Source organism: Halorarum salinum (assembly GCF_013402875.1).
Classification (GTDB): domain Archaea; phylum Halobacteriota; class Halobacteria; order Halobacteriales; family Haloferacaceae; genus Halorarum; species Halorarum salinum.
The window spans coordinates 176,286-198,093 of sequence record NZ_CP058579.1 but is presented as its reverse complement, the minus strand read 5'-3'; the positions used below and the strand labels follow the sequence as shown (position 1 = coordinate 198,093).

Genomic DNA, 21,808 nt, shown 5'->3' with positions numbered 1-21,808 from the left:
TTCGGCCCGGCCTCGTCCCTACGGCGGGTCCGGTTCTCGGGCGATTCGGGGCTGCTCGGGGCCGTCTACGGTCGGTCTTGGCGGGTTCGGTTCGCTCACGACGTTCCCGGTCGCGCAGAACGAGTTCGGTCCGGTCGGGAACGGTCGGCTCGTGGCGACCCCGGCGACGTCAGTCGGATCGGGCGTTCACGGGCACGCCGGCGCGCTCGAGGCGCGACCGGGTCGCGTCCCGGTCGATGGTCGAGGTGGCCTCGAGCACCCGGAGGCCGTCCTCGCCGGTCACCACGGGCTCGGTTCCGTTCGCCGCGGCGTCGGCGAACGACCGGAGCTCCTCCTTGAGCGGTTCGCGGCGGTCGACGGTCACCCGCTCGACGAGGTTCTCGTGGCGGAAGTGGACGTTGCCCTCCTCGCGGAGGTACTCCGGCGCGGACGCCCGGTGGATCTCGACCGTCTGGTCGATGTAGTCGACCTTGACCCGGCAGTCCCGGGCCGAGATGGTCAGCCCGCGCACCTTCTCCTGGGTGACGCGGCTCGCGGTGAGGTGCCCGACGACCCCGGAGTCGAACGCCAGGTTCGCCGACGCGTAGCGTCCCTCCTCCGTGCCCACGGCGTCGATCGAGGCCAGTTCGCCCTCGACCAGGTCGAGCACGATGTCGACGTCGTGGATCATCAGATCCATGACGACGCTGTCGTCGATCTCGCGCTCGAGGGGCGGGCCGAGCCGCTCGGCGCTGACCGAGATGACGTCCAGATCGTCGACGAACTCGCGGAGGGCGACGACCGCCGGGTTGAACCGCTCGATGTGGCCCACCTGCACGGTGACGCCCGCACGCTCCGCGAGGGCGAGGAGCTCCTCGCCCTCGTCCGGGGTGGCGACGAACGGCTTCTCGACGAGCACGTCGACGCCGTGCTCGATGGCCTCGCGGGCCATCTCGAAGTGGTACTCCGTGGGGACCGCGACAGAGACGACGTCGACCGCCTCGAACAGGTCCGGAAGCGACATCGCGGCCGTCCCGTGCTCGCGCGCGACCGTCTCGGCCCGCCCGTCGTCCACGTCGAAGACGCCGGCGAGCGTCGTCGGCCGAATCTCGTCGTACACGCGCGCGTGGTTCTGCCCCATGCTCCCGACGCCGATCACGCCTGCGCGCAGCGGCTCCTCAGACATGGGCCACCTCCACCTCGTCGGCGAGCACGTCGCCGATGTGCGCGGCCGTTTCCGGGGTGACGTTCGGGTGGACCGGCAGCGAGAGCACCTCGTCGGCGATTCGCTCGGCGGTCGGCGCCCGGCCGAAGTCGCCCGCGTAGGCGGGCTGGTCGTGGATGTTCGTCGGGTAGTAGACCGCGCTCCCGACGCCCCGCTCGGCCAGCGCCTCCTTCACCCCGTCCCGGTTCCCGCAGCGGACGGTGTACTGGTGGTAGGCGTGTCTCGCGTACGCCGGTTCGGCCGGCGTGACGCAGGGACTCCCCGCGAGCGCGTCCGTGAGGATCCGCGCGTTCTCGCGGCGGCGTTCGACGAACCCGTCGAGCCGCCCGAGCTGCGCGCGGCCGATGGCGGCCGCCATGCTCGTCATCCGGAAGTTGTGGCCGAGTTCGACGTGCTCGTACCCCGCGGCCGCCCGGCCGTGGTTCACGAAGCGGGAGGCGGCCTCCGCGACCTCCTCGTCGTCGGTCGTGATCATCCCGCCCTCGCCCGTGGTCATGTTCTTCGTGGGGTAGAAGGAGAACGTGCCGACGGTGCCGATGGCGCCGACCGGCGTCCCGTCGAACTCGGCCCCGTGGGCCTGCGCGGCGTCCTCGACGAGCGGGACGTCGTACGCGTCCGCGAGTTCGCCGAGGCGGTCCATCGGCGCGGGCAGCCCGTAGAGGTGGACCGCGACGATCGCGTCCACCGGCTCGTCGCCCTCGAGGAGCTCCTCGACGCCGTCGGGGTCGAGGTTGTACGTCTCGGGGTCGACGTCGGCGAACACGGGAACGCCGCCGGCGTGTCTGATGGCGTTGGCCGTCGCGACGAACGAGAACGGGGTCGTGATCACGCGGCTCCCCGGCTCGACGCCGACCGCCTCCAGCGCCGCGTGGAGCGCCGTCGTCCCGTTCGACGTCGCGACCGCGTGGTCGGCCGCACAGTAGTCGGCGAACTCGGACTCGAACGCCCGCACCTCGGGGCCGTCCGCGAGCTGGCCGGACTCGAGCACGTCGACGACGCGGTCGATCGCCGCGTCCCCGAGTTCGGGGTCGGCGATCGACGCCTCCCCGGTCATTCTCTCACCGCCCGCTCGGGGGTCGATTCGATCGGGGCGACGGCGGCCCGGCCGGGGTGCTGCTCCGACTGTGTCGTGGTGGTTCGTTCGATCATGGGATCTCCTGGTGGGACGCCACACGCGGATAGCGCGTGCCGATTGGACCGTCGGGCGGTGAGGGGGTTTATTATAGTGCGGATAAGCCCGGGTCGCCCGCCGCCTCGCGCCGCGACCGAATCCGAAGACTCGGTCTTAGAGGGGTTATAAGCCGCGAATTCGGGAGTTTCGGTGCACAAGCGAGTGGGGGGTTTTTACCTCTCCGTCCGCAAGCCGTTCGCGATGAACACGCGGACCAGCAGGTGGACCACCGACCTGCTCGTCGTCCTGGTGCTCACGGCGGTCGCCTCCGCGACCGTCCTCGTGGGCCCCGGCGGATCGCCCCTCAGAACAGCCGCAGTGGCGCCGATACTGCTGTTCCTCCCAGGGTACGCGCTCGTCGCCGCGATCTACCCCGAGCGCCGACTCCGGAAGGAGAATCGGGCGGGCGACGACGGGGTGGTCGTCCCCTCCGGGGTGATAGAGGAGGGGCTCCCGCCGTCCGTCCGGGTCGGGCTCTCGGTGGCCGCGAGCATCGCCATCGTCCCGGCCGTCGTGCTCGCGCTGTCGGTCGCGACCGGCGGCATCGGGGCACGGCAGACGCTGCTCGTCCTCGCGCCGCTCACGGTCGCGCTCACGCTGCTGGCGTTCGTCCGGCGGATCCGACTCCCGGACGACGAGCGGATGGGCGTCCCGCCGCTCACGCACCTGCTCGGGGCGGCGGTGAGCCCGTTCACCGTCCACGACCGGAACCTCTCGCGGTCGGCGACGTTCGAGGCGACGAACGCCCGGGGGCTCCTCCTCAACCTCTTTCTCGTCGCGGGCGTCCTCGTGCTCGTGAGCAGCGTCGGCATCGCGTACGTCTACCCGACGGAGGAGGAGGGGTTCACCGAGCTCTACCTGGTCACGCAGTCCGACGACGGCGAGTTCGACGCCAGCGGCTACCCCACCGAGTTCACGACGGGCGGTGACGGCGAGCCCCTGTACGTCTCGATCGGGAACCACGAGGGCGAGGAGCAGTCGTACACCGTCGTGGCGGAGCTCCAACGCGTCGAGGAGACGGCGAACGGGACGACCGTGACCGAGGAGGCGGAGCTCACGCGCGAGACCCGGACGGTCGCGCCCGGCGAGACCGCGCGGATCGAACACCGACCCCAGCCCCCGTTCGCCGGCCAGCGCCTCCGCATGCAGTACCTCCTCTACCGCGGCGACGCGCCCCAGGACCCGACGCGGGAGAACGCCTACCGGCACGTCCAGCTCTGGGTCTCCGTCGACGGCGGCGGAGGCAGCTAGCCGATGTGGCCCTGGGAGCACCTGGCGTTCGGCTACGTGCTCTACTCGGCGTGGGCCCACCTCGCGTGGAAGCGGTCGCCGCGAAGCGCCGAGGCGCTCGCGCTCGTGCTGGCGACGCAGTTCCCCGACCTGGTCGACAAGCCGCTCTCGTGGGGGCTCGGCCTCTTCCCGCAGGGCTACGCGCTCGGCCACTCGATCGTGTTCTCCGTGCCGGTCGTCGCGGTCGTCGCCGCGGCGAGCCTGCGCCGCGACCGGCCCGCCGTCGGGGTCGCGTTCGCGCTCGGCTACGCGAGCCACCTCGCCGGCGACGTCCTCAGCCCGGCGCTCAAGGGCGACGGACTCGGGTTCGACCGGCTCCTCTGGCCGTTCGTCTCCTTCGAGGCGTACGGCGCCGACCGCGGCTTCGTCGGCCGGTTCTCCCTGTACGTCGGTCGGTACCTCCACGAGGTCGTCCAGCCGGAGTACCTCCCGCTCCTCCTCACGTACCTCGGTCTGTTGCTCGCGGTGGCGGCGCTGTGGGTGTTCGACGGGGCGCCGGGCGTCCGGTCGCTGTTCGTCGCGCTGCGGGCCCGCCTGTCGGACGCCTGAGCCGGCCCGCTTAACGGCCCAATAAGAACGACCCGGCGGCCCCGAGCGTGGGACGATGGGGATTCCATGACGGGTGACTCACGCACGAGGCGGCCGGCGGACGGCGACAGACCCGCGGACGGTGGTCGGGCCACCGACGGCGACCGGGCCCCCGGCGGGACGGGAACCGGACTCGACGCGGGCGAACTCGCGTCGTTCCTCGACGCGGAGGTGACCGGGCCGGGGGCGACGGTGACCGGCGTCGGCTCCCTCGCGGACGCCGGGCCGAACGACCTCGCGTTCTGCACGTACGACGACCCGGACGCGGTCCGGGCGTCCGACGCGGGCGTCGTCGTGTGCGGGCGGTCGATCCCGGCGCTCCGGGGGCGGACGCTCGTCCGCGTCGAGCGCCCGAAGCCGGCGTTCGTCGAGGCCGCGAACGAGTTCTTCGTCGACGGGGTGACCGAGACGACGGTCCACCCGTCGGCGGTCGTCGAACCGGGCGCGACGGTCGGCGAGCGCTGTCGGATCGGCGCGAACGCCTACGTCGCCGACTGCGTCACGATCGGCGACGGCTGTTCGATCGGGCCGGGAACCGTCCTCGGGGAGACGGGGTTCGGGTTCGCCCGGACGGACGACGACTCCCTCTCCCGACAGGTACACGACGGCGAGGTCGTCCTGGAGGACGACGTCGCGGTCGGCGCCAACTGCTCGATCGACCGGGCGGTGTTCGACGAGACGGTCGTCCGTCGCGGCGCGAAGCTGAGCGGCAACGTCCACCTCGCCCACCAGGTCGAGGTCGGCGAGGACGTCACGGTCGCGTTCGGCTCCGGGTTCGCCGGGGGCGCCACCGTCGGCGCGCGGACCACCGTGCACCCGCAGGTGTCGGTCGCGACGGACGTCGTCGTCGGCGCCGACGCCGAACTCGGCATGAACGCCGCGGTGCTGGAGGACGTGCCCGCGGGGACGACCGTCGTCGGGTCGCCCGCCCGCCCGCTGGGTGATTCGGCGTGACGGGGACCGACGCGGACGGGTCGGAGGGCCGCGGCTCCGCGGCCGGTGCGTCCGACGCGACGGACGCCGCCGAAACCGACGGCGGCACGGCCGGGCGGGACGGCGCGCCCGACGCGACCGTCGCCGGCGCGGGCGGGTCCGGCGTGGCGTTCACGTTCGACTGGTACGGCGAGTTCCTCGACCGCCTGCGCTCGCACGGCTACCGCTTCCGGGGGTACCACGAGCCGCTGGAGTCCGGGGACCTCGTCCTCCGCCACGACGTGGACTGGTCGCCCCGGAGGGCGCTGCGGACCGCCCGGATGGAGGCCGAGCGTGGCGTCGAGGCGACGTACTTCTTCCTGCTCACCTCGCCGTTCTACAACGTCCAGCACAAGCCGAACCGCGAGATCGTCTCGCGGCTGGAGGAGCTGGGCCACGACGTGGGACTCCACTTCAGCACCCACCAGTACTGGAACGACGAGCCGCCGGAGGAGGATCTCGTCGACCGGGTCCGGGCCGAACAGCGCATCCTCGCCGAGGTCGCGAGCGACCCCGTGAGCGCCGTCTCGTTCCACCGCCCGCCCGAGTGGATCTTCCGCCGGTCGTTCCGGAGCTTCGAGAGCACCTACGAGGAGCGGTTCTTCACCGACGTCGCGTACCGGGGCGACTCCAACCAGCGATGGCGGGACGAGCCGCCGCTGGCGGACGGGTTCCCGGACCGGATGCAGGTGCTCACCCACCCCGGCCTCTGGGGCGAGGAGGACGCGAGCTTCGTCGAGCGGCTGTCGGCGCTCGAGGACTCCACGCTCGGTCGAACGCGCCGGTTCATGGAGGAGCAGTTCGTCGAGAAGAAGTACAACATCGACGAGTTCTGCGACTTCGGGGAGTTCGAGGCGTCCGGACGGGTCGCAGTCTCACGGCGGCAGCGGTAGCGGCGGCCCGAGCCCCTAGCAGTCCTCGGTCTCCGGTTTCCCCGTCGCCACCGACCGATTCTCGTGCTGCCGTCGGGCCACTCGCCCACGACGTCGCCGGGCGAGTTCACCGGACGGCTCCTGTACTGCCGAAAACATCCGCCTGATGCTCGCGGGTCCACGTCGTCGTCGTCGCGACCGGAGGAACGTGAAAGAGGAGTTACCGGTCGTACAGCAGCACTTCCAGGTCCCGGTTCTCCTCCAGGTCGAACACCATCGCCAGAAGCAGCGTGACACAGCCGACGAGAAACAGGGCGAGGCCCCCCGCGGGGCCGTCCTCCCGCCCGCGCCGCACCGCGTTCGCGACGAGCGCGAGCACGCCGCTCCCGGCGCCCAGCGCCCCGAGATAGTAGAACAGCGGGAGCGGGTGGAAGTCGTTCACGAAGTACTTCACCCGGAGCCGTCGGAGGAACCCCCGCAGGAGCATCGTCGATACCTTCGGGACGTACGTCCGGTAGTCGATGTGGCTCGTCTCGTCCTTGTACACGGCGCGCCGCGAGACGTCGGCGACGGTCACGTTCCGGGTGTTCAGCCGGATGAGGAGGTCGTTGCAGTAGCCGTACCCCTCGTACATGTCCTCGATGCCGACCCGTTCGAGCGCCTCGTGGGAGATCGCCGTCGACCCGTTCTGCGGGTCCATCATCTTCCAGTAGCCGCTCGCGATCTTCGTGAGGAAGGTGAGCATGAAGTTGCCCACCTGCCGGAACATGGGCATGTCGTCCCGGTCGCGGTCGAGGAGGCGGTTGCCCTTCGCGTAGTCGGCCTTCCCCTCGGCCACCGGCGCGACGATGCGCTCGACGATGTCCGGTTCGGTCTGGCCGTCCCCGCCCATCACCGCCGTCACGTCGACGCCGTCCTCGAGCGCCCGCAGGTAGCCCGTCTTGATGGCGCCGCCGACGCCCCGGTTCTCCTCGTGCTGGATGGGGACGACCCGCGGGTCGAGTTCCACGCCGCCGTCGGTCAGCGGCGGGTCCTCCGGGACCGCCTGGTTGACCGCGGCCGCGTGGTCCTCGATCTCCGCCCACGTGTCGTCGGTCGACGCGTCGTCGATGACGTACGCGCGGTCGACGAACTCCGGGAGGGTGTCGATGACCTCCCCGATGAACTGCTCCTCGTTGTAGGCCGGAACGACGACGCCGACCGTCTTCCCCTCGTACATCCGTCAGACCGTGACGTCGATCTTCGCCTCTCCTTCCTCGTCGTCCTCGGCCGGCTCCGTCCCGGAGCGCCGCCGTCGCCGCAGGACGAGGAACAGTGCGAGTGCGATACCGATCAGCGCGAGACGTTTGCGTCGTGTCATGGGTCTTCGTGCGGCTCTCGCCGCCTACCGGTGGCTCGCCCCGTACGGGTTTTATTATGTCACCGGTAAGCCGCCGGAACGGCCGTCGACGGGCCGCGGGGCCGAACGCTCCCGCGACGCCCGCCCGGTCGACGGCGGCTTATTCGCCGTATAAGTAAGCGCCGTGGCCGCCTCGACCCGCGACATGTGCGACCGCGAGCGTGATCGGGGGGACGCATGACGTCGGAAACGGTCGGCAGCCGCGAGGACGCCGCCGTCGCCGACAGCCGCGTCCTCCTCGTCGCCGGCTCCGACGGGGGGCTCGACCCCTCGACGGTCGAACGCGCGCTCGCGGGCGCGACCGTCGTCGCGGAACGCGACGAGACCGACGCCCTGAATCGGGTCGGGGCGGGCGACGGGTTCGACTGCGTCGTGGCGTCCCAGTCGCCCTCGGGCCCGGACGGCATCCAGCTCCTGCAGGTCGTCCGCGAGAAGTACCCGGATCTCCCGTTCGTGCTCGTCGTGCCGCCGGACGCGGACTGGGCCGTCGAGGCGGCGCTCACGTCCGGCGCGACCGACGTGGTCACGCTCGGCGACGGTGGAGTGGCCGACTCGCTGCTCCCGCAGCGGGTTCGCGGCGCCATCGTCCGCGCCGACGGCGGGACGACGACCGACGACGACCGACGACGGGACGCCGAAGGGACGCGAACCGCCGACGACGGGGGGGCGCGGTGGGACGCGCTCGCCGCATTCGGCGGGTTCGCGCTCGGGGCGCCGGACGTCACGACGGCCTGCGGGCGGGCGACGCGGGTCGTCGCCGACGCGCTCGACACGGAGTACGTCGCGGCGCTGGAACTGGGCGAGGACGCGTTCGAACTCAGGGGTGCGGTCGGCTGGACCGAGGAGCCCGACGGGTCGGTCACGGCGTCCGCGAGCGTCGACGGCCTCGGCGGCCGCGCGCTCGCGTCCGGCGAACCGGCCGTCGAACCCGACCGGGCGACCGGCGAGTGGTCGGCCGTTCCGACGCTCCGCCCCGACCGGGAGGTCCACGGCGGCCTGGCCGTCCCCGTCGGACCGTCGGACGGGCCGTGGGGGGTCCTGGAGGTCCTCACGACCGACGGGGGACCGCCCCCGTCGGAGGACGTCGCGTTCGTCCGGGGCGTCGCTGCCGCCCTCTCGACGGCCCTCGCCCGCCAGCGGTTCGAGTCGGCCTCCCGCCGCGCCGTCGACCGCGCCCCGCTGGGGTACGCCGAACTCGACGCGGAGTGGCGGTTCACGGCCCTGAACGACCGCGCGGCCGCGCTGCTCGGTCGCGACGAACGGGAACTGGTCGGGGAGTCGCTGTTCGACGCGTTCCCCGCCGGCTTCGAGTCGCGGCTCCGCCGGGAGTTCCGGGCGGTTTCGGGGACCGACGAACCGGCGAGCCTCGAGGCGGCGTACCCGCCCTCGGGTGCGCGGTTCGAACTCCACGCATACGCCTCGAACGCCGGTCCGGTAGTGTGGTTCGAGGACGTCACCGAGCGGACGGCGTGGGAGCGGCGACGGCGCCTGTCCGAACTCGTCGCGACCACCCAGGAGGGCGGGTTCTTCGTCCTGGACGGGGAGATGCGGTTCGTGGCGGTCGACGACGAGTTCGTCGCCGTGACGGGTCGCTCCCGCGAGGAACTCCTCGGCGCGCACCTCTCGAACGTCATCGCGGACGGGCCACGTGCCGCCGCGGGCGCGCTCCGTCGGGAACTGACGACCGAGGGTCGGGGGTTCCTCCGGACGGAACTGACCGTCGAACGGGCCGACGGCGGCCGGACGCCGGTGGCCGCCCGGTTCGCGGCGACGACCCCGGACCGGGACGGGTTCGCGGGGGTCGTCGGCACGGTCCGGGACGTCGCCGAGCGCGAGCGCCACGAGCGGACGCTGACGGCGCTGGCCGACGCGGTCCGCGAACTGGGGGCCGCGGAGACGGACGTCGAGGTCTGTGAGCGCGTCGGCCGGGCGGCGACCGACCTGCTCGACCGGGAGCGGGCCACGGTGTATCGGTTCGACGAGGACGGGAACGTCCTCCGTCCCGTCACGACGTCCCGGCCCGCGGCCGGCGACGCGGCGACGCCGCCGCCGGTCGGGCCGGCCGACGGGTCGCCGGTCTGGGAGGCGTTCGTCGGGGGGGAGCCGGCGGTCACCGACGGGCGGGTCGTCGAGCCGAACCGGGCGGTCCAGGGAGCGACCCGGCGGTCGGTGGTCCTCCCCCTGAACGGCTACGGGGTGCTCCTCGTCGACGCGGCCGGGGAGGAGGCGGTCGACGGGCGGACGCGACGACTGACGTCGCTGCTCGCGGCGATGGCGGAGGCGGCGTTCGACCGGGTCGCGCTCGCGGGCGACCTCCGCGAGCGCGAGACGGCGCTCTCGTCGCGGGCGGACCGGCTCGACCGGCTCGACCGGGCGTTCGACACGCTTCTGGGCGTCGGTCGCGCACGCTCACGGGCGGGAACGCGGGAGGAGTTCCAGCAGGCGGTCTGTGAGGAGCTCGTCGGTGACGGGCGGTTCGACTTCGCCTGGATCGGGACCTTCGACGCGACCCACGAGCGGCTCGTCCCGCGAGCGTGGGCCGGGACCGAGCGCGGCTACGTCGACGCCGTCTCGCTCGTGCTCGGGGAGGACCGCACCGAACCCGCGATCCGGGCGGCGCGGACCGGCGACCGGGTGCTCGTCCCGAACGTCGCTCACGGGGGGATGAACGAGCAGTGGCGCCGGGAACTGCTCGACCGCGGCTACCGGTCGGTCCTCAGCCTCCCGCTCCGACACGGGGACACGCTGTACGGAGTGTTGACCGTCTGTGCGGACGATCCGGGAGCGTTCGACGAGCCGTCCGACCGACTGTTCGAGGGCGTCGCCACCGCGACGGCGAACGGGCTCGACGCGTGGGAGAGCAGGCGGGCGTTGCTCTCCGACAGCGTCGTCGAACTCGACGTCCGGATCCCGGAGTCGAACGACCTGCCGAGCCGGATCGCCGCCGGCGTCGGCGGCCGCGTGACGTTCGAGGGGGCGGTCCCCCACTCGGACGGCACCTCGATGCTGTACCTGTCCGTGAGCGACGTCCCCCTCGAGTCGGTGCTGACGTACCTCGAGGAGTCCGTCGCCGTCGAGCACGCCTCCTCGGTCGTGGACTCGGACGACGGCCTCATCGTCGTCACGGTCGCGGAGCCGACGATCGTCTCCCACGTCACCGGCTTCGGGGGGGCCATCCGGGAGCTGACGGCGACGGGGGGCGAGACGCGCCTGCGGGTCGAACTCCCCCAGCCGGCGGACGTGCGCGGGTTCGTCGAGAGCCTCCGGGCCGAGCACGCGGGCGCGGAGCTGCTCGCGCGGCGCTCCCGGGAGCGCCCGCTCCGCTCCAGGCAGACGTTCGGCGCCGAACTCGAGGAACTGCTCACCGACCGCCAGCTCGAGGTGCTCCGCACCGCGTACCTGAACGGCTACTTCGAGTGGCCGCGCGCGAACACGGGCGAGGAGATCGCGGACCGGCTCGGCATCACCCAGCCGACGTTCAACAACCACCTCCGGGTCGCCGAGCGGAAGTTGCTCACGTTGCTCCTCGAGGAGAGGTAGCGACCCACCGTCCTCCCCGGCCGGTCCCGCCGTTCCGCGTCCCGCCCGCGACGCCGATTTCACCACACGCGTAGTCCGGATAGTTACCACTCACTACGTGTATTGGTACAACTCTCATACCCCGTCGTCGGGAAGTCGTTCACATGGATTCGACGGACGCTGCCGCTCCCGAGGACGCTTCGGGCGAGCGGCGCGAACGGTGGCGCCACGCCGGTTCCCCCGACGGGGACGGCGACGGCGATGCCACGTCCGACGCGGGCACGCCCGTCATCCTCGCCGAGGCGCGACTCTCCGGCGGGCCGCTCGCGCTCTCGGAGACGCTCCGCTCGCTTCCCGACGTGTCGATCCGACCCGACCACCACACGGTCTCCGCGAACGGCGATCGAAGCCTGGCCGCCTCGATCTCGGGGAGTTCGACGGACCGGGTCCGGTCCGCGCTCGAGGCTGACTCGAGCGTCGTGTCGTTCGAGATCGTCCGGTCGTTCCCGGACCACAGCATCTACCGGATCGACCTCGAGGAGTCGGCCGTCCTGCTCGCGCCGACGAGCCTCGAACTCGGCGCCCGCCCGCTGTCGGTCGAGGGGATCCACGACGGCTGGCGCGCGGACGTCCAGTTCCCCGACCGGGACTCGCTCATCGCGCTCCGCGCCTTCTGTGAGGAGCACGGGATCTCGTTCGGCGTCGACAGCCTCCACGAGGCCGACTACCTCGACGGCGTCACGAACGGGCTGACCGAACTGCAGCGGGAGACGCTCCGGACGGCGTACAGACTCGGCTACTTCGACGTTCCGCGGACGACCAGCCAGGCGGAACTGGCGGCCGAACTGGACGTCTCGACGTCCGCCGTGTCCCACCGACTCCGCCGTGCGACGGCCCGGCTCGTCGGGGACGAACTCGTTTCCTCGGACGACGGGAGCTGACCGGGTCGGGTCGCGCCACGGCCGGACGGAACGGGCGAGCGCGCCACGAACTCGGCACGACCGGGCCGCGACTGCTTTTCCGATCGCACCGTCCCGTCGCCCCCGCGGAACGTGCTCCCGAGACGGACGGTCGACCCTGCCGGAGGAACCCGTTCGGTGCCAGTTTCGGACACTTTCAGCCGTGCAATGGTTGGATGAACGTCACTCTCCCCGGTGCTCTCCCGCGGAATGGCGCTCCCCGCTCCGAACCTCCCGAACGCGTCAGTCAGGCTGGGAGGAGGCTGATATCGCCGTATTTGTGATCATCTACTGTCTTACTAGAGGAACGTTGATTACCATTTCGGACGTTTGCAGACCGTTTCATACCCTTGTTACGGTGTGTGATACAAACTTAAAGGTGAAAGAGTTCCATCCGAAGGTAGTTCCTAATAGGTAACTTATCGATTATCGTGACGAACACACTGGGACGTGACGTCCCGAACTCAGCAGACCAGCAGAGCGATTCCGAGCAGTCCGACGAGAGCCGGCGGTCCGGCATGGGCCGGCGGACGTGTCTCAAGGGGCTCGCGACGATCGGTACCGGTGCGGCGTTGGCCGGGCTATCGCCCGGCGTGAAGGCGGCCACGACCGCGGAACGGTACGAGGAGTACTTCGATCGGTTCGACACCGTCCTCGACATGAGCGAGGCCGGCGCGGACACGAACGCCAACGAGTGCATCTGCCCGCTCCTGAAGGAGTACGCCGCCGACGACACGCTCCTCATGTTCCCGCCGGGCGAGTACCTGATGACCGAGCAGTTCCGGTTCACCGGCTACGAGAACTTCGGCGTCGTCGGCAACGACGCCACCATCGTCCCCGGCACCGTCGAGGAGATGGAGGGTCGGAGCGCCACGGAGGGCACCTTCAACGGTCCGACGCGGCTGTTCCGTCTCGGCGTCACCTACTCGCCGGGCGATAAGCTGCTCTTCGAGGGGTTCGACTTCGACTTCACGGCGAAGCACAGCGGCTTCCGCGCGATCGAGGCGTACGTGGAGAAAGACATGCTCGTGCGCGACATCGACATCGTGGGCCAGCACGACATCGGCTCGTTCGGCCCGGCGCTGTTCAGCGTCACCGACCCGGACGGCATCGCGACCGTCGAGGGGTTCCGCGCGCCCGACGGCGGGGAGCACTCCGAGAACACCATCGGCACCATCTGGAAGGGCCCGACGGGCGTCCTCGTCCCGGGCAGCCACCAGGGCAAACTCTGGTTCCGCGACTGTGAACTCGGTTCGTTCCCCGACAACGGCCTCTACGCGTCGAGCCTCGACGGGCGGGTCGTCGTGAAGGGCGGCGTCTACAAGAACAGCTGTGCGTCGAACATCCGGCTGATGGCCGACTACAGCTACATCCAGGACGCGACGGTCGTCGTCGACGACTCGATCGAGGGCCGCAACCAGCCGGGCATCCGTCTGGACTGTGGCAAGCACCTCTGGGTGTACAACACGGACGTCACCCTCTCGGACCCGTCGGGCCACGCGATCGTCGTCAAGAACGACGTCGAGAGCGCCCGCATCCAGGAGTCCACCATCGCCGTCGGCGAGGGCTCGTCCAACCACGCCGTCACCGTCAGCAAGGACGCCGGCGAGGTCGACCTCTTCGACAGCGACATCCAGTTCGAGGGAACCGGGAACGCCATCTCCATCAAGGGGAACAACGACTCGAGCGACGCGCCGGTCAAACTCCTTCGGACGAACATCTCCGGGAGCGGTCCGGGCCGCCACGGGCGGAGTTCCATCCGCGTCACCCGCAAGGGCGTCGTCATCCTCGACACCGTCATCGAGATGGACGGCACCGACTACCGGCGCGGCGTCGACGTCCTCGGCGACAACTGCACGATCGACGGGGGCCGCATCGAGGCGACGCACCACCCCATCGTCAGCGCCGCGGACGACACCACGCTCGACGATCTGACGCTGCGTTCGTACGACGGCTTCTCCGGCCTGAAGCTCTACGACGGCTACTCCGGCGTCACCGTCACCGACTCGACCATCTACAACGGGATCACCGACAAGGGCACGACGGACCTGACGACCGACAACCTCGAGTTCCTGTAAGCCTCGGGCACGCCGTCGACGTCGACCCGTTCCACCCACGACCGCACGACCTGTCGTGTTGATTGAACGTTTGCTGGTTATTTACCAAATACATTTTTATAACTATAAAGTCTTATTGCAAGGAACCCCTCTGTACCCAACGCATGTCGGAGCGAGACGGTACACGTGAGAACCGCGTTTTGAACCGGCGGACGTATCTCGGCGGCATCGCTGGCGGGGTCGCATCGCTCTCGGCCATCGGAACGGCGACGGCGACCGGCGACTACGACGAGGTGGTCGACATCGTCGAGGCGGGCGCCGATCCGAACGGCGACGAGAACATCGTCCCGATCCTCGAGGAGCACGCCGCCGACGACACGCTCATCGAGTTCCCGGAGGGCGAGTACCTGATGACCGAGCAGTTCCGGTTCACCGACTTCGAGCACGTCGGGTTCGTCGGCGACGACGCCACCATCGTCCCCGGCACCGTCGAGGAGATGGACGGCCGGAGTTCCACGGAGGGGTCCTTCGAGGGGCCGACGCGGCTCTTCCGACTCGGCGTCACGTACGAGCCGGGCGACGAACTACACTTCGAGGGGTTCGACTTCGACTTCACCCGTGACCAGAGCGGCTTCCGCGCGATCGAGGCGTACGTGGAGCAGGACATGCTCGTGCGCGACATCGACATCGTGGGCCAGCACGACATCGGCTCGTTCGGCCCGGCGCTGTTCAGCGTCCTCGATCCGAACGGGATCTCCTACGTCGAGGGGTTCCGCGCGCCCGACGGCGGGGCGTACTCCGAGAACACCATCGGCTCGATCGAGGACGGCCCGACGGGCGTCCTCGTCCCGGGCAGCCACCAGGGCAAACTCTGGTTCCGCGACTGTGAACTCGGCGCGTTCCCCGACAACGGCCTCTACGTCTCCGGAACGGACGGCCGGGTCGTCGTGAAGGGCGGCGTCTACAAGAACAGCAACTCGGCGAGCCTCAGGATCGCGGGCGACTACAGCTACGTCAAGGGGGCGACGGTCGTCGTCGACGACAGCCGCCCGGAGGACGGGAACCAGCGGGGGATCCGCCTGGACGCCGGCAAGCACCTCTGGGTGTACGACACCGAGATCCGGCTCGACGTGCCGAACGGCCACGCCATCACCGTGATGAGCGACGTCGAGAAGGCCCGCATCCAGAACAGTTCCGTCTACGTCGGCGACGAGACGAACCACGGCATCGTCGTCCGCAGCGGCTCCGGCCCGACGGACATCTACGACACCGACGTCGAGATCGACGGCGCCGGCCACGCGATCTACATCCAGTCGGACGGCGGGGTCGTCGACTGCTACCAGGTGCGGGTGACCGGCGACGCCAGCGGGTCGTCGGGGCGTCACGCCATCCGGTGTATGCGCGACGAGTGCCGGTTCCGCCGTCCCGTCGTGAAACAGCCCGGATCCGACTACCGTCGCGGCCTCTACATCGGGGGCGACGACTGCTACGTCTACTCGGGCTACTACGAGACCAGCCACATCCCCATCGTCAACGCGAGCGACCGGACCTTCATCCGGTGCGTGACGGCGAAGTCGCTCGACGGGTACGAGGCGCTCAAGCTGCTGGACGGAACCGAGGACGCGGAGATCCTCAGCAACAAACTGTACAACGGCGTCTGGGACAAGGGGTCGGAGAACACCACCATGCGCGACAACGAGCATCCCGACGGGTGACGCCCTCCGACGGGCCACGAACGCCACGCACCGCGTGACGGCGCTCCCCGCTGCCGCTTCGTGACGGCTCCTCCTCCTCCTCGACGGTTCGAGAACCACCGTTCGCCGACCACCCGTAGGTTCGCCCACTACCCGTGACGGTCCTCGTCGCCGCCGGTGGTCGTCGGTCGACGGCCGCATCCGGTTCCAAAAAGCGGCGATCGGTCGCGTCGTTGCCGGGGACCGGCCAGGCCTACTCCTCGGTCTCCACGACGATGTTCACCGAGTCACCGTCCTTGAGGAAGTACTCCGAGGGATCGACCGACTCGCCGTTCACCTCGATGGTGACGGTCGTGTCCGAGTCGCTCCCGTCGTAGGTCGTCCCGTCGTAGGTGACCGAGTTCTCGCTCACCTCGATTCCCTCGAGCGTGTTCATCGCCCACTCCAGGGTGATGCTGTACGAGTGAGCGTGCCAGGGGTTCCCCGACCCGCCCTCGAAGTGGAAGTGCTGGTGGCCGGACTGGTACCTGTCCTCGCTGAAGTCGACCTCCTCGCCGTCCACCTCGAAGGTGATGGGGCCGTGGATGTGCTGCTGGTCGGCCTTGATGTACTCGCCGGGCGTGTCGACGTCCATGTCGGCCGTCTCCACGGTGACCCAGACCTCGTCGCCGTCCGAGAGCGTGTGCTCGGTCGGGTCGACCTCCTCGCCGTTGACGCGGACGTTGATCGACGTGCCGTCGTCGCCGGCGCTGTAGGTCTCGCCGTCGTAGGAGAGTTCGTCGGGACCTGCGTCGATCCCGAGCGTCGAGAGCGCCTCGGCGACCGGCTGCTCGGCGTCGGAGGCGTGCCAGGCGTGCGGGTCGTCCACGTCGATCCAGAAGGCGCTGCCCTCGGATTGGGACTGCTCCTGGAGCGCCACCTCGTCGCCGGCGACGACGACGGTCAGCTTCCCGTCCGCCTCGGCGGACGCGTTCGTCGACGTGTCGTTCCCACTCGTCCCCTCCGTCTCGTTCCCGTGCGTGTGCTCGTGTCCGTCGTCGGTCGTCGACTCCGGCGACGAGTCGGGCGTCGCGGCGTCGGTCTCTGCGGCGTCGGTCTCCGCGTCCGGCGTGGACGTGCCGTCGCCGCCCAGGCCGGCACAGCCGGCCGACACCACGAGCAGGCCCACGAGGAGCAGTGTGAGGATTCGTCGTCTCGGTCGCCATCTATCGGTTGTCATTTCGGACGCTCGTGCGGACACGCCCCGCCCTGTTTATTATCGGTCCGATAGTCACGCGCTTACGGTGCCCATAATAAGGGTGCCCGACGGGGAACCGTCGTTCAGATTGGCATCCCAGGTGCGACCGTCACGTGATCGAGGTGACGCGACGTGACGGGCGAACAGGCTCTGTCCGCGGCGCTCGCGCTCTGCTGTCTGTTCGCCCTCGGGACGTCGGCGGCGACGCTCGACGCCTCCGTCGACACGACTCCCGACGACGTCATCGAACTCGACATGGACTCGATCCCCCTCCCCTCGGACGAGGTCGGCAGCCTGAAGGAACAGCTCCAGTCGGAGCCCGGGGAGGGGGACCGGCAGTCCGCCGAGGGGGACTCCGACCCGTCGGCCGGCGAGCCGAGCGACGGGAGCGAGCAGTCGGGCGAGGCGAGCGAGCGGTCGGACGAGACGAGCGGCGGGTCGGCCGACGACGGCTCCCAGGAGAGCGGGTCCGACGCGGAGTCCGAGGACCGGTCCGCGCCGACCGCCGAGGGGGACGAGGAGCCCGGCCCGGTGACCGAGTCGAACCTCTTCGACCGGCTTCTGGCGCTCCTGCGGGCGCTCCTCGGGCTGCTGTCGTCGCTCCTGCCCGTGCTCCTCCTGCTCGGCGTCGTGGCGGCGGCGGTCCGGCATCCCCGCCGCCTCGAGGCGCTGTTCGCGGCGGTGCTGGAGCGGTTCGGACCGGCCCGGAACGGGGGCGCGAGCGGTCCGGGAGCCCCGCTCGTGTCGTCGCCGTCGAACGACGTCGCCCGGACGTGGTGCGAGATGGCCCGACGGCTCGACCTGGACGACGACCTGGCGGCGACGCCGGGGGATGTGGCCGCCGCGGCGGTCCAAGCCGGCGTCGACCCCGAGGTCGCGAGGCAGGTCACCGAGCCGTTCGAGGAGGTGACCTACGGCGACGCGCCGGTGACCGAGGGGCGACTGGCCCGCGCCCGCGAGGGCATCGAGCGGTTCCGCGCCCAGTACCGCGGCGAGGGGGGCGAATGAAGCGACGCCGCGTCGTGCTGGGGGCCGCCGGCGTCGCCCTGCTGGGACTCGCCGTCCTGGGCTCGGGCGAGGGACCGGCGGCCGACCTCGTCGACGACGCCGTGGCCGCGCTCGGCAACGACTACCTGTTCCTGGTGGCCATCGCCGCCGGCGGGCTGGTCGTGGCGGCCGCGATGGCAGTCTCCGGGCGGGCGAGCAACGTCGAACAGGCGCGGATGCCCGACCCCGAGCGCCCGGTCGCCGTCCCGGCACCGGGCGCCGGGTTCGACGACCGCGTCGGGAGCGTCGGGTTTGGGCTTCCGGTCGTCGGCCGGTCGGCGCGCGAGTCCGTCCGCGAGCGCCTTCGCGCGTGCGCGGTCGACGTGACGATGCGGTCGGCCGGCTGTGGCGGCGAGGAGGCCCGGCGGCGGGTGGACGACGGGCGGTGGACCGACGACCCCGACGCGGCGGCGTTCCTGTCGTCGTCGGGCCGGTCCGCGTCGCTCCCGACGCTCCTCCGGGCGGCGCTTCGGGGGGAGACGCCGGCCCAGCGACGGGCGCGCCGGGCCGCCGAGGAGGTCGTCGCTCGCGCGTCGGACGCGGGGGGTGAGGCGTGACCGAGTTCGCCGGTACGAACCGGTGGCGGGGGGTCCTCGCCGTCACCCTCGCGGCCGGGGCGCTCGGGCTGGTCGCGAACCGACCGAGCCTGCTCGTGCTCGCGGGGGTCGGCGTGGTGTACGCCGCGTACCCGCGAACGACGCCGACGCCGTCGATCGAACTCGACCTCGAACGGCGGGTGAGCGACGCCGCGCCGACGGGGGGACAGCGGGTCGAGGTCACGGTCACGGTCCGGAACGCCGGCGACCGGCCGCTCTCGGACCTCCGGGTCGTCGACGGCGTCCCGCCGTCGCTGTCGGTCACCGGCGGCGCGCCGCGTCACGGGACGGCGCTGCGGGCGGGCGAGGCGGCGACGTTCTCCTACGAGGTGGAGGCCGCGGAGGGGCGCCACCCGTTCGAACCCGCGACGGTCGTGGTGCGGGACGTGAGCGGCGCACGCGAGGCCGAGACGACGCTGGCCGACGAGACCGAGATCGACTGTAGCGCGGACGACGCGTCCGCGCCGCTGCGCTCGCAGACGGTCGACGCGGCCGGGCGGATCCCGGCGAGCCACGGCGGGACGGGCATCGAGTTCCACAGCACCCGGGAGTACCGCCGCGGCGACTCGATGCGCCGGATCGACTGGAACCGCTACGCGAAGCGGGGGGAGCTCACCACGGTCGAGTTCCGCGAGGAGCGAGCGGCGACGGTCGTGGTGCTCGTGGACGCGCGCGCGCCCGCCTACCGGGGCCGGGCCGACGAACCCCACGCTGTCGCGTCCGGCGTCGCGGCCGCCGAGCAGTTGCTCGTCGCCGCCCTCGAGGACCGCAACCGGGTCGGCATCGCCGCGCTCGGCCGGTCGGACTGCTGGCTGCCGCCGGGAGCCGGCCGGGACCACCGGGTGAGGGCCCAGTCGCTGCTCGCGACCCACCCCGCGTTCTCCTCCCGGCCGCCGGCGGCCGACGGGGACCCCCCGGTGGACGAGCGGGTCTCGCGGCTCCGCCAGCGCCTCCCGCCGAACGCCCAGGTCGTCCTCGTCTCGCCGCTGTGTGACGACGACGCCGTGGCGGCGGCCCGGGAGTTCGAGGCCGAGGGTCACGCCGTCAGCGTCGTCTCGCCCGAGGTGACCGAACGGGGGAGCACCGGACGGCGGCTGGCGACGGTCGAGCGGGCGCACCGGGTCCGGCGGCTCCGGCAGGCGGATGTCCCGGTCGTCGAGTGGGACCCGTCGGCGCCGCTGGCGGCGGCGCTCGCGAACGCGGGGGTGGGCCTCCCGTGACCGTCGTCGAACCCGTCAAGCGCCCGACCGTGCCGAGCGGGACGGCCTCGGTGCTCGTCGCGGGCGTCACCGTGTGGCTGCTCGCCCCGAACGGGACCGCGCGACTGGCCCTGGTCGGCCAGCTAGCGACGCTGGGAGTCCTCGCCGGCGGATTCGCCCTGTTCCGGCGCGACCATCGCCCGCTCGGCGTCGTGGCCGCGTTCGTCGGCCTCGTCGCCTGGGTCGGCGCGCTCGCCGTCGCCGCGACGGCGACCGCCGACCTCGGCGAGGCGCTCGTCTCCCTGCCGGGGATGGCGGGCCTCCTCGCGCTCGCGCTCGCGCTCGCCCCCCTCCGCGGCTCCGGCTCGCGGGGGCTGCTCAAACTCGGCGCGGCGGGCGTCACGCTCTCGGTCCTCGCAGCCGGGCTGTTCGGCTCGGTGCCGCTCCGGACGCTGCTCGTCTGCGGCGCGGCGACGTTCCTCGCGTGGGACCTAGGCGAGAACGCCGTCAACGTCGGGGAACAGCTCGGACGGCGCGCGACGACCCGGCGACTCGAGGCCGCCCACGGCGCCGGGAGCCTGCTAGTGGGCGGCGTCGCCGTGGGCGCGGGCACCGTCGTCTCGGACGTCGGCTCGTCCGGCCTCCCGCTGCCGGCGCTGGCGCTGCTTCTCGCGTCAGTTCTCCTTCTGGCAGGGGCGCTCCACGGCTGAACTCGGCCATCCCGGATCGCGTTCGAAGCGGCGTCCCGGATCGCATCCGGCGGACCGAACCGACCGGGTCCGACGAACCAGTCGGCCGATCACCGGGCGGGCTTCCGCTCGACCGTCGGCACGTGGACCTCCTCGAGGAGGTCGTCCACCACCGTCGCCCGCTCGACGTCGTTCACCGTCGCGTCCGCCGTCAGCACCAGCCGGTGGTCGAGCACCGGGTGGGCGACGTCGCCGACGTCGTCGGGCGTCACGTACGCCCGGCCGGCGACCGCGGCCCGGGCCCTGGCGACCTCGAACAGGCGCTGGCACCCCCGGGGGGAGACGCCCACGTCGACCCGCGGGTCCTCGCGCGTCCCGCGGACGACGTCCACGACGTACTGCTTGACGTCGTCGCTGACGCGCACCCGCTCGGGTGCCCGCCTGAGCCTTCGAACGTCCTCGGGGTCCAATCGCCGGGACACCGTCGGCGCGGACGTCTCGCGCGCCGAGCGGCGGTCGAGCAGTTCGAGTTCGCCCGCCTCGTCGGGGTAGCCGATGCTGCTCTTGACGAGGAACCGGTCCTTCTGGGCCTCCGGGAGCGGGAACGTCCCCTCGCCCCGCTCGACGGGGTTCTGGGTCGCGATGACGAAGAACGGCTCCGGGAGCGGGAACGTCTCGCCGTCGACGGTCACCTGCCCCTCCTCCATCGCCTCCAGCAGCGCCGCCTGCGTCTTCGGGGAGGCGCGGTTGATCTCGTCGGCGAGCACGACGTTCGCGAAGAGGGGGCCCTCGCTGAACTCGAACTCGCCGGCGCCCTCGTCGAACACGTTCGTCCCCGTGACGTCGGCCGGCAGGAGGTCGGGCGTGAACTGGATGCGGTTGAACGACAGCCCCAGCACCGTCGCGAAACTGCGAGCGGTGAGCGTCTTCCCCGTGCCCGGCACGTCCTCCAGCAGCACGTGCCCGTCGGCCATCACGCCGGTCAGGATGGTCCGGAGTACGTCCTCCTCGACGATGACCGCGCGAGAGATCTCCTCGAGAATTGCGCTCCCGTGCTCGTGGGCGACGGCGGCGTCCATACCGACCGGTGCCGGCGCGCGCAGTTTATTATGACCCCGATAAGGCGCCGGGTCAGGGGGACGGTTCGGCCGGATCGAACCGACGAACCTCGGGATGAAATATAATCGGATCGATGGGTACTCCGACCTCCCTGAACGGTTATACGATTCGGAGGAGGGGACCGTCGGTCGAAGACGGGACCGCCCGTCGACGCCGGTCCGAGGACGCCGATTCCCTCCCGTCGTCGCCCGTCCGC

The 21,808-nt window shown here is 71.3% G+C and carries 18 protein-coding genes; 12 read left to right on the top strand and 6 right to left on the bottom strand.

What is annotated here, in order from left to right:
* Positions 1-169 precede the first annotated feature (169 nt).
* Together HUG12_RS00940 and HUG12_RS00935 are read right to left on the bottom strand one after the other, a co-directional pair.
* On the bottom strand, positions 170-1,165 hold the full coding sequence (locus HUG12_RS00940) for a Gfo/Idh/MocA family protein (RefSeq protein WP_179266978.1): 996 nt from the start codon (positions 1,163-1,165) through the stop codon (positions 170-172).
* Positions 1,158-2,258, bottom strand: coding sequence for a DegT/DnrJ/EryC1/StrS family aminotransferase (locus tag HUG12_RS00935; protein WP_179266977.1), 1,101 nt, complete (start codon positions 2,256-2,258; stop codon positions 1,158-1,160). Before HUG12_RS00935 ends, HUG12_RS00940 begins: the two co-directional genes overlap by 8 nt.
* A 318-nt stretch (positions 2,259-2,576) precedes the next feature.
* On the opposite strand from HUG12_RS00935, the gene HUG12_RS00930 reads away from it, so the two are divergent.
* The 4 genes from HUG12_RS00930 to HUG12_RS00915 all read left to right on the top strand — a co-directional run bounded on the left by HUG12_RS00930 (position 2,577) and on the right by HUG12_RS00915 (position 6,118).
* A complete protein-coding gene (locus HUG12_RS00930; RefSeq protein ID WP_179266976.1) occupies positions 2,577-3,626 on the top strand; it encodes a DUF1616 domain-containing protein in 1,050 nt (349 codons plus the stop codon).
* A 3-nt stretch (positions 3,627-3,629) separates the two neighbouring features.
* The gene (locus tag HUG12_RS00925; protein WP_179266975.1) at positions 3,630-4,214 is read left to right on the top strand and encodes a metal-dependent hydrolase; all 585 of its coding nucleotides are present in this window, start codon (positions 3,630-3,632) and stop codon (positions 4,212-4,214) included.
* Between the two features lie 66 nt (positions 4,215-4,280).
* Positions 4,281-5,207 carry a DapH/DapD/GlmU-related protein gene (locus tag HUG12_RS00920; RefSeq protein ID WP_179266974.1) on the top strand — a complete coding sequence of 309 codons (927 nt, stop codon included), beginning with the start codon at positions 4,281-4,283 and terminating at the stop codon, positions 5,205-5,207.
* The gene (locus HUG12_RS00915) at positions 5,204-6,118 is read left to right on the top strand and encodes a polysaccharide deacetylase family protein (RefSeq protein WP_218836380.1); all 915 of its coding nucleotides are present in this window, start codon (positions 5,204-5,206) and stop codon (positions 6,116-6,118) included. The genes HUG12_RS00920 and HUG12_RS00915 overlap by 4 nt, the downstream gene beginning before the upstream one ends.
* Before the next feature lie 199 nt (positions 6,119-6,317).
* Here the strand turns inward: HUG12_RS00915 and HUG12_RS00910 are convergent, their stop codons facing one another.
* Positions 6,318-7,316: a glycosyltransferase family 2 protein gene (locus tag HUG12_RS00910; RefSeq protein WP_179266973.1), complete on the bottom strand. Its 999-nt coding sequence runs from the start codon at positions 7,314-7,316 to the stop codon at positions 6,318-6,320.
* A 3-nt stretch (positions 7,317-7,319) separates the two neighbouring features.
* The gene (locus tag HUG12_RS00905) at positions 7,320-7,457 is read right to left on the bottom strand and encodes a hypothetical protein (RefSeq protein ID WP_179266972.1); all 138 of its coding nucleotides are present in this window, start codon (positions 7,455-7,457) and stop codon (positions 7,320-7,322) included.
* Positions 7,458-7,673: 216 nt separating this feature from the next.
* Between HUG12_RS00905 and HUG12_RS00900 the strand changes: the two genes are divergently transcribed.
* The 4 genes from HUG12_RS00900 to HUG12_RS00885 all read left to right on the top strand — a co-directional run bounded on the left by HUG12_RS00900 (position 7,674) and on the right by HUG12_RS00885 (position 15,746).
* A complete protein-coding gene (locus HUG12_RS00900; RefSeq protein ID WP_179266971.1) occupies positions 7,674-11,036 on the top strand; it encodes a bacterio-opsin activator domain-containing protein in 3,363 nt (1,120 codons plus the stop codon).
* Positions 11,037-11,179: 143 nt separating this feature from the next.
* Positions 11,180-11,956, top strand: coding sequence for a helix-turn-helix domain-containing protein (locus HUG12_RS00895; RefSeq protein ID WP_179266970.1), 777 nt, complete (start codon positions 11,180-11,182; stop codon positions 11,954-11,956).
* Between the two features lie 449 nt (positions 11,957-12,405).
* Positions 12,406-14,052 carry a hypothetical protein gene (locus HUG12_RS00890; RefSeq protein WP_179266969.1) on the top strand — a complete coding sequence of 549 codons (1,647 nt, stop codon included), beginning with the start codon at positions 12,406-12,408 and terminating at the stop codon, positions 14,050-14,052.
* A gap of 143 nt (positions 14,053-14,195) precedes the next feature.
* Positions 14,196-15,746 (top strand): hypothetical protein, encoded by a 1,551-nt coding sequence (locus HUG12_RS00885; RefSeq protein WP_179266968.1) that lies wholly within the window; start codon positions 14,196-14,198, stop codon positions 15,744-15,746.
* Between the two features lie 232 nt (positions 15,747-15,978).
* On the opposite strand, the gene HUG12_RS00880 is transcribed toward HUG12_RS00885, so the two are convergent.
* Complete coding sequence (locus HUG12_RS00880) at positions 15,979-16,944, bottom strand: hypothetical protein (RefSeq protein ID WP_179266967.1); 966 nt, start codon at positions 16,942-16,944, stop codon at positions 15,979-15,981.
* Positions 16,945-17,094: 150 nt separating this feature from the next.
* On the opposite strand from HUG12_RS00880, the gene HUG12_RS00875 reads away from it, so the two are divergent.
* Genes HUG12_RS00875 through HUG12_RS00860 form a run of 4 tightly spaced genes read left to right on the top strand, consistent with a single transcriptional unit; the run spans position 17,095 to position 20,514 of the window.
* Positions 17,095-17,970 carry a DUF4129 domain-containing protein gene (locus tag HUG12_RS00875; protein ID WP_179266966.1) on the top strand — a complete coding sequence of 292 codons (876 nt, stop codon included), beginning with the start codon at positions 17,095-17,097 and terminating at the stop codon, positions 17,968-17,970.
* Positions 17,967-18,566 (top strand): DUF7269 family protein, encoded by a 600-nt coding sequence (locus HUG12_RS00870; RefSeq protein WP_179266965.1) that lies wholly within the window; start codon positions 17,967-17,969, stop codon positions 18,564-18,566. Before HUG12_RS00875 ends, HUG12_RS00870 begins: the two co-directional genes overlap by 4 nt.
* On the top strand, positions 18,563-19,825 hold the full coding sequence (locus HUG12_RS00865) for a DUF58 domain-containing protein (RefSeq protein WP_179266964.1): 1,263 nt from the start codon (positions 18,563-18,565) through the stop codon (positions 19,823-19,825). Before HUG12_RS00870 ends, HUG12_RS00865 begins: the two co-directional genes overlap by 4 nt.
* On the top strand, positions 19,822-20,514 hold the full coding sequence (locus tag HUG12_RS00860) for a DUF7519 family protein (RefSeq protein ID WP_179266963.1): 693 nt from the start codon (positions 19,822-19,824) through the stop codon (positions 20,512-20,514). Before HUG12_RS00865 ends, HUG12_RS00860 begins: the two co-directional genes overlap by 4 nt.
* Positions 20,515-20,603: 89 nt before the next feature.
* On the opposite strand, the gene HUG12_RS00855 is transcribed toward HUG12_RS00860, so the two are convergent.
* A complete protein-coding gene (locus HUG12_RS00855; RefSeq protein ID WP_179266962.1) occupies positions 20,604-21,572 on the bottom strand; it encodes an AAA family ATPase in 969 nt (322 codons plus the stop codon).
* Between the last annotated feature and the right edge of the window lie 236 nt (positions 21,573-21,808).

Coding starts and splice junctions, on each gene's coding strand:
- HUG12_RS00900 (WP_179266971.1), top strand. CDS start 7,674: ATGACGTCGGAAACGGTCGGCAGCCGCGAGGACGCCGCCGTCGCCGAC.
- HUG12_RS00940 (WP_179266978.1), bottom strand. CDS start 1,165: ATGTCTGAGGAGCCGCTGCGCGCAGGCGTGATCGGCGTCGGGAGCATG.
- HUG12_RS00935 (WP_179266977.1), bottom strand. CDS start 2,258: ATGACCGGGGAGGCGTCGATCGCCGACCCCGAACTCGGGGACGCGGCG.
- HUG12_RS00910 (WP_179266973.1), bottom strand. CDS start 7,316: ATGTACGAGGGGAAGACGGTCGGCGTCGTCGTTCCGGCCTACAACGAG.
- HUG12_RS00930 (WP_179266976.1), top strand. CDS start 2,577: ATGAACACGCGGACCAGCAGGTGGACCACCGACCTGCTCGTCGTCCTG.
- HUG12_RS00925 (WP_179266975.1), top strand. CDS start 3,630: ATGTGGCCCTGGGAGCACCTGGCGTTCGGCTACGTGCTCTACTCGGCG.
- HUG12_RS00855 (WP_179266962.1), bottom strand. CDS start 21,572: ATGGACGCCGCCGTCGCCCACGAGCACGGGAGCGCAATTCTCGAGGAG.
- HUG12_RS00885 (WP_179266968.1), top strand. CDS start 14,196: ATGTCGGAGCGAGACGGTACACGTGAGAACCGCGTTTTGAACCGGCGG.
- HUG12_RS00905 (WP_179266972.1), bottom strand. CDS start 7,457: ATGACACGACGCAAACGTCTCGCGCTGATCGGTATCGCACTCGCACTG.
- HUG12_RS00895 (WP_179266970.1), top strand. CDS start 11,180: ATGGATTCGACGGACGCTGCCGCTCCCGAGGACGCTTCGGGCGAGCGG.
- HUG12_RS00880 (WP_179266967.1), bottom strand. CDS start 16,944: ATGACAACCGATAGATGGCGACCGAGACGACGAATCCTCACACTGCTC.
- HUG12_RS00920 (WP_179266974.1), top strand. CDS start 4,281: ATGACGGGTGACTCACGCACGAGGCGGCCGGCGGACGGCGACAGACCC.
- HUG12_RS00870 (WP_179266965.1), top strand. CDS start 17,967: ATGAAGCGACGCCGCGTCGTGCTGGGGGCCGCCGGCGTCGCCCTGCTG.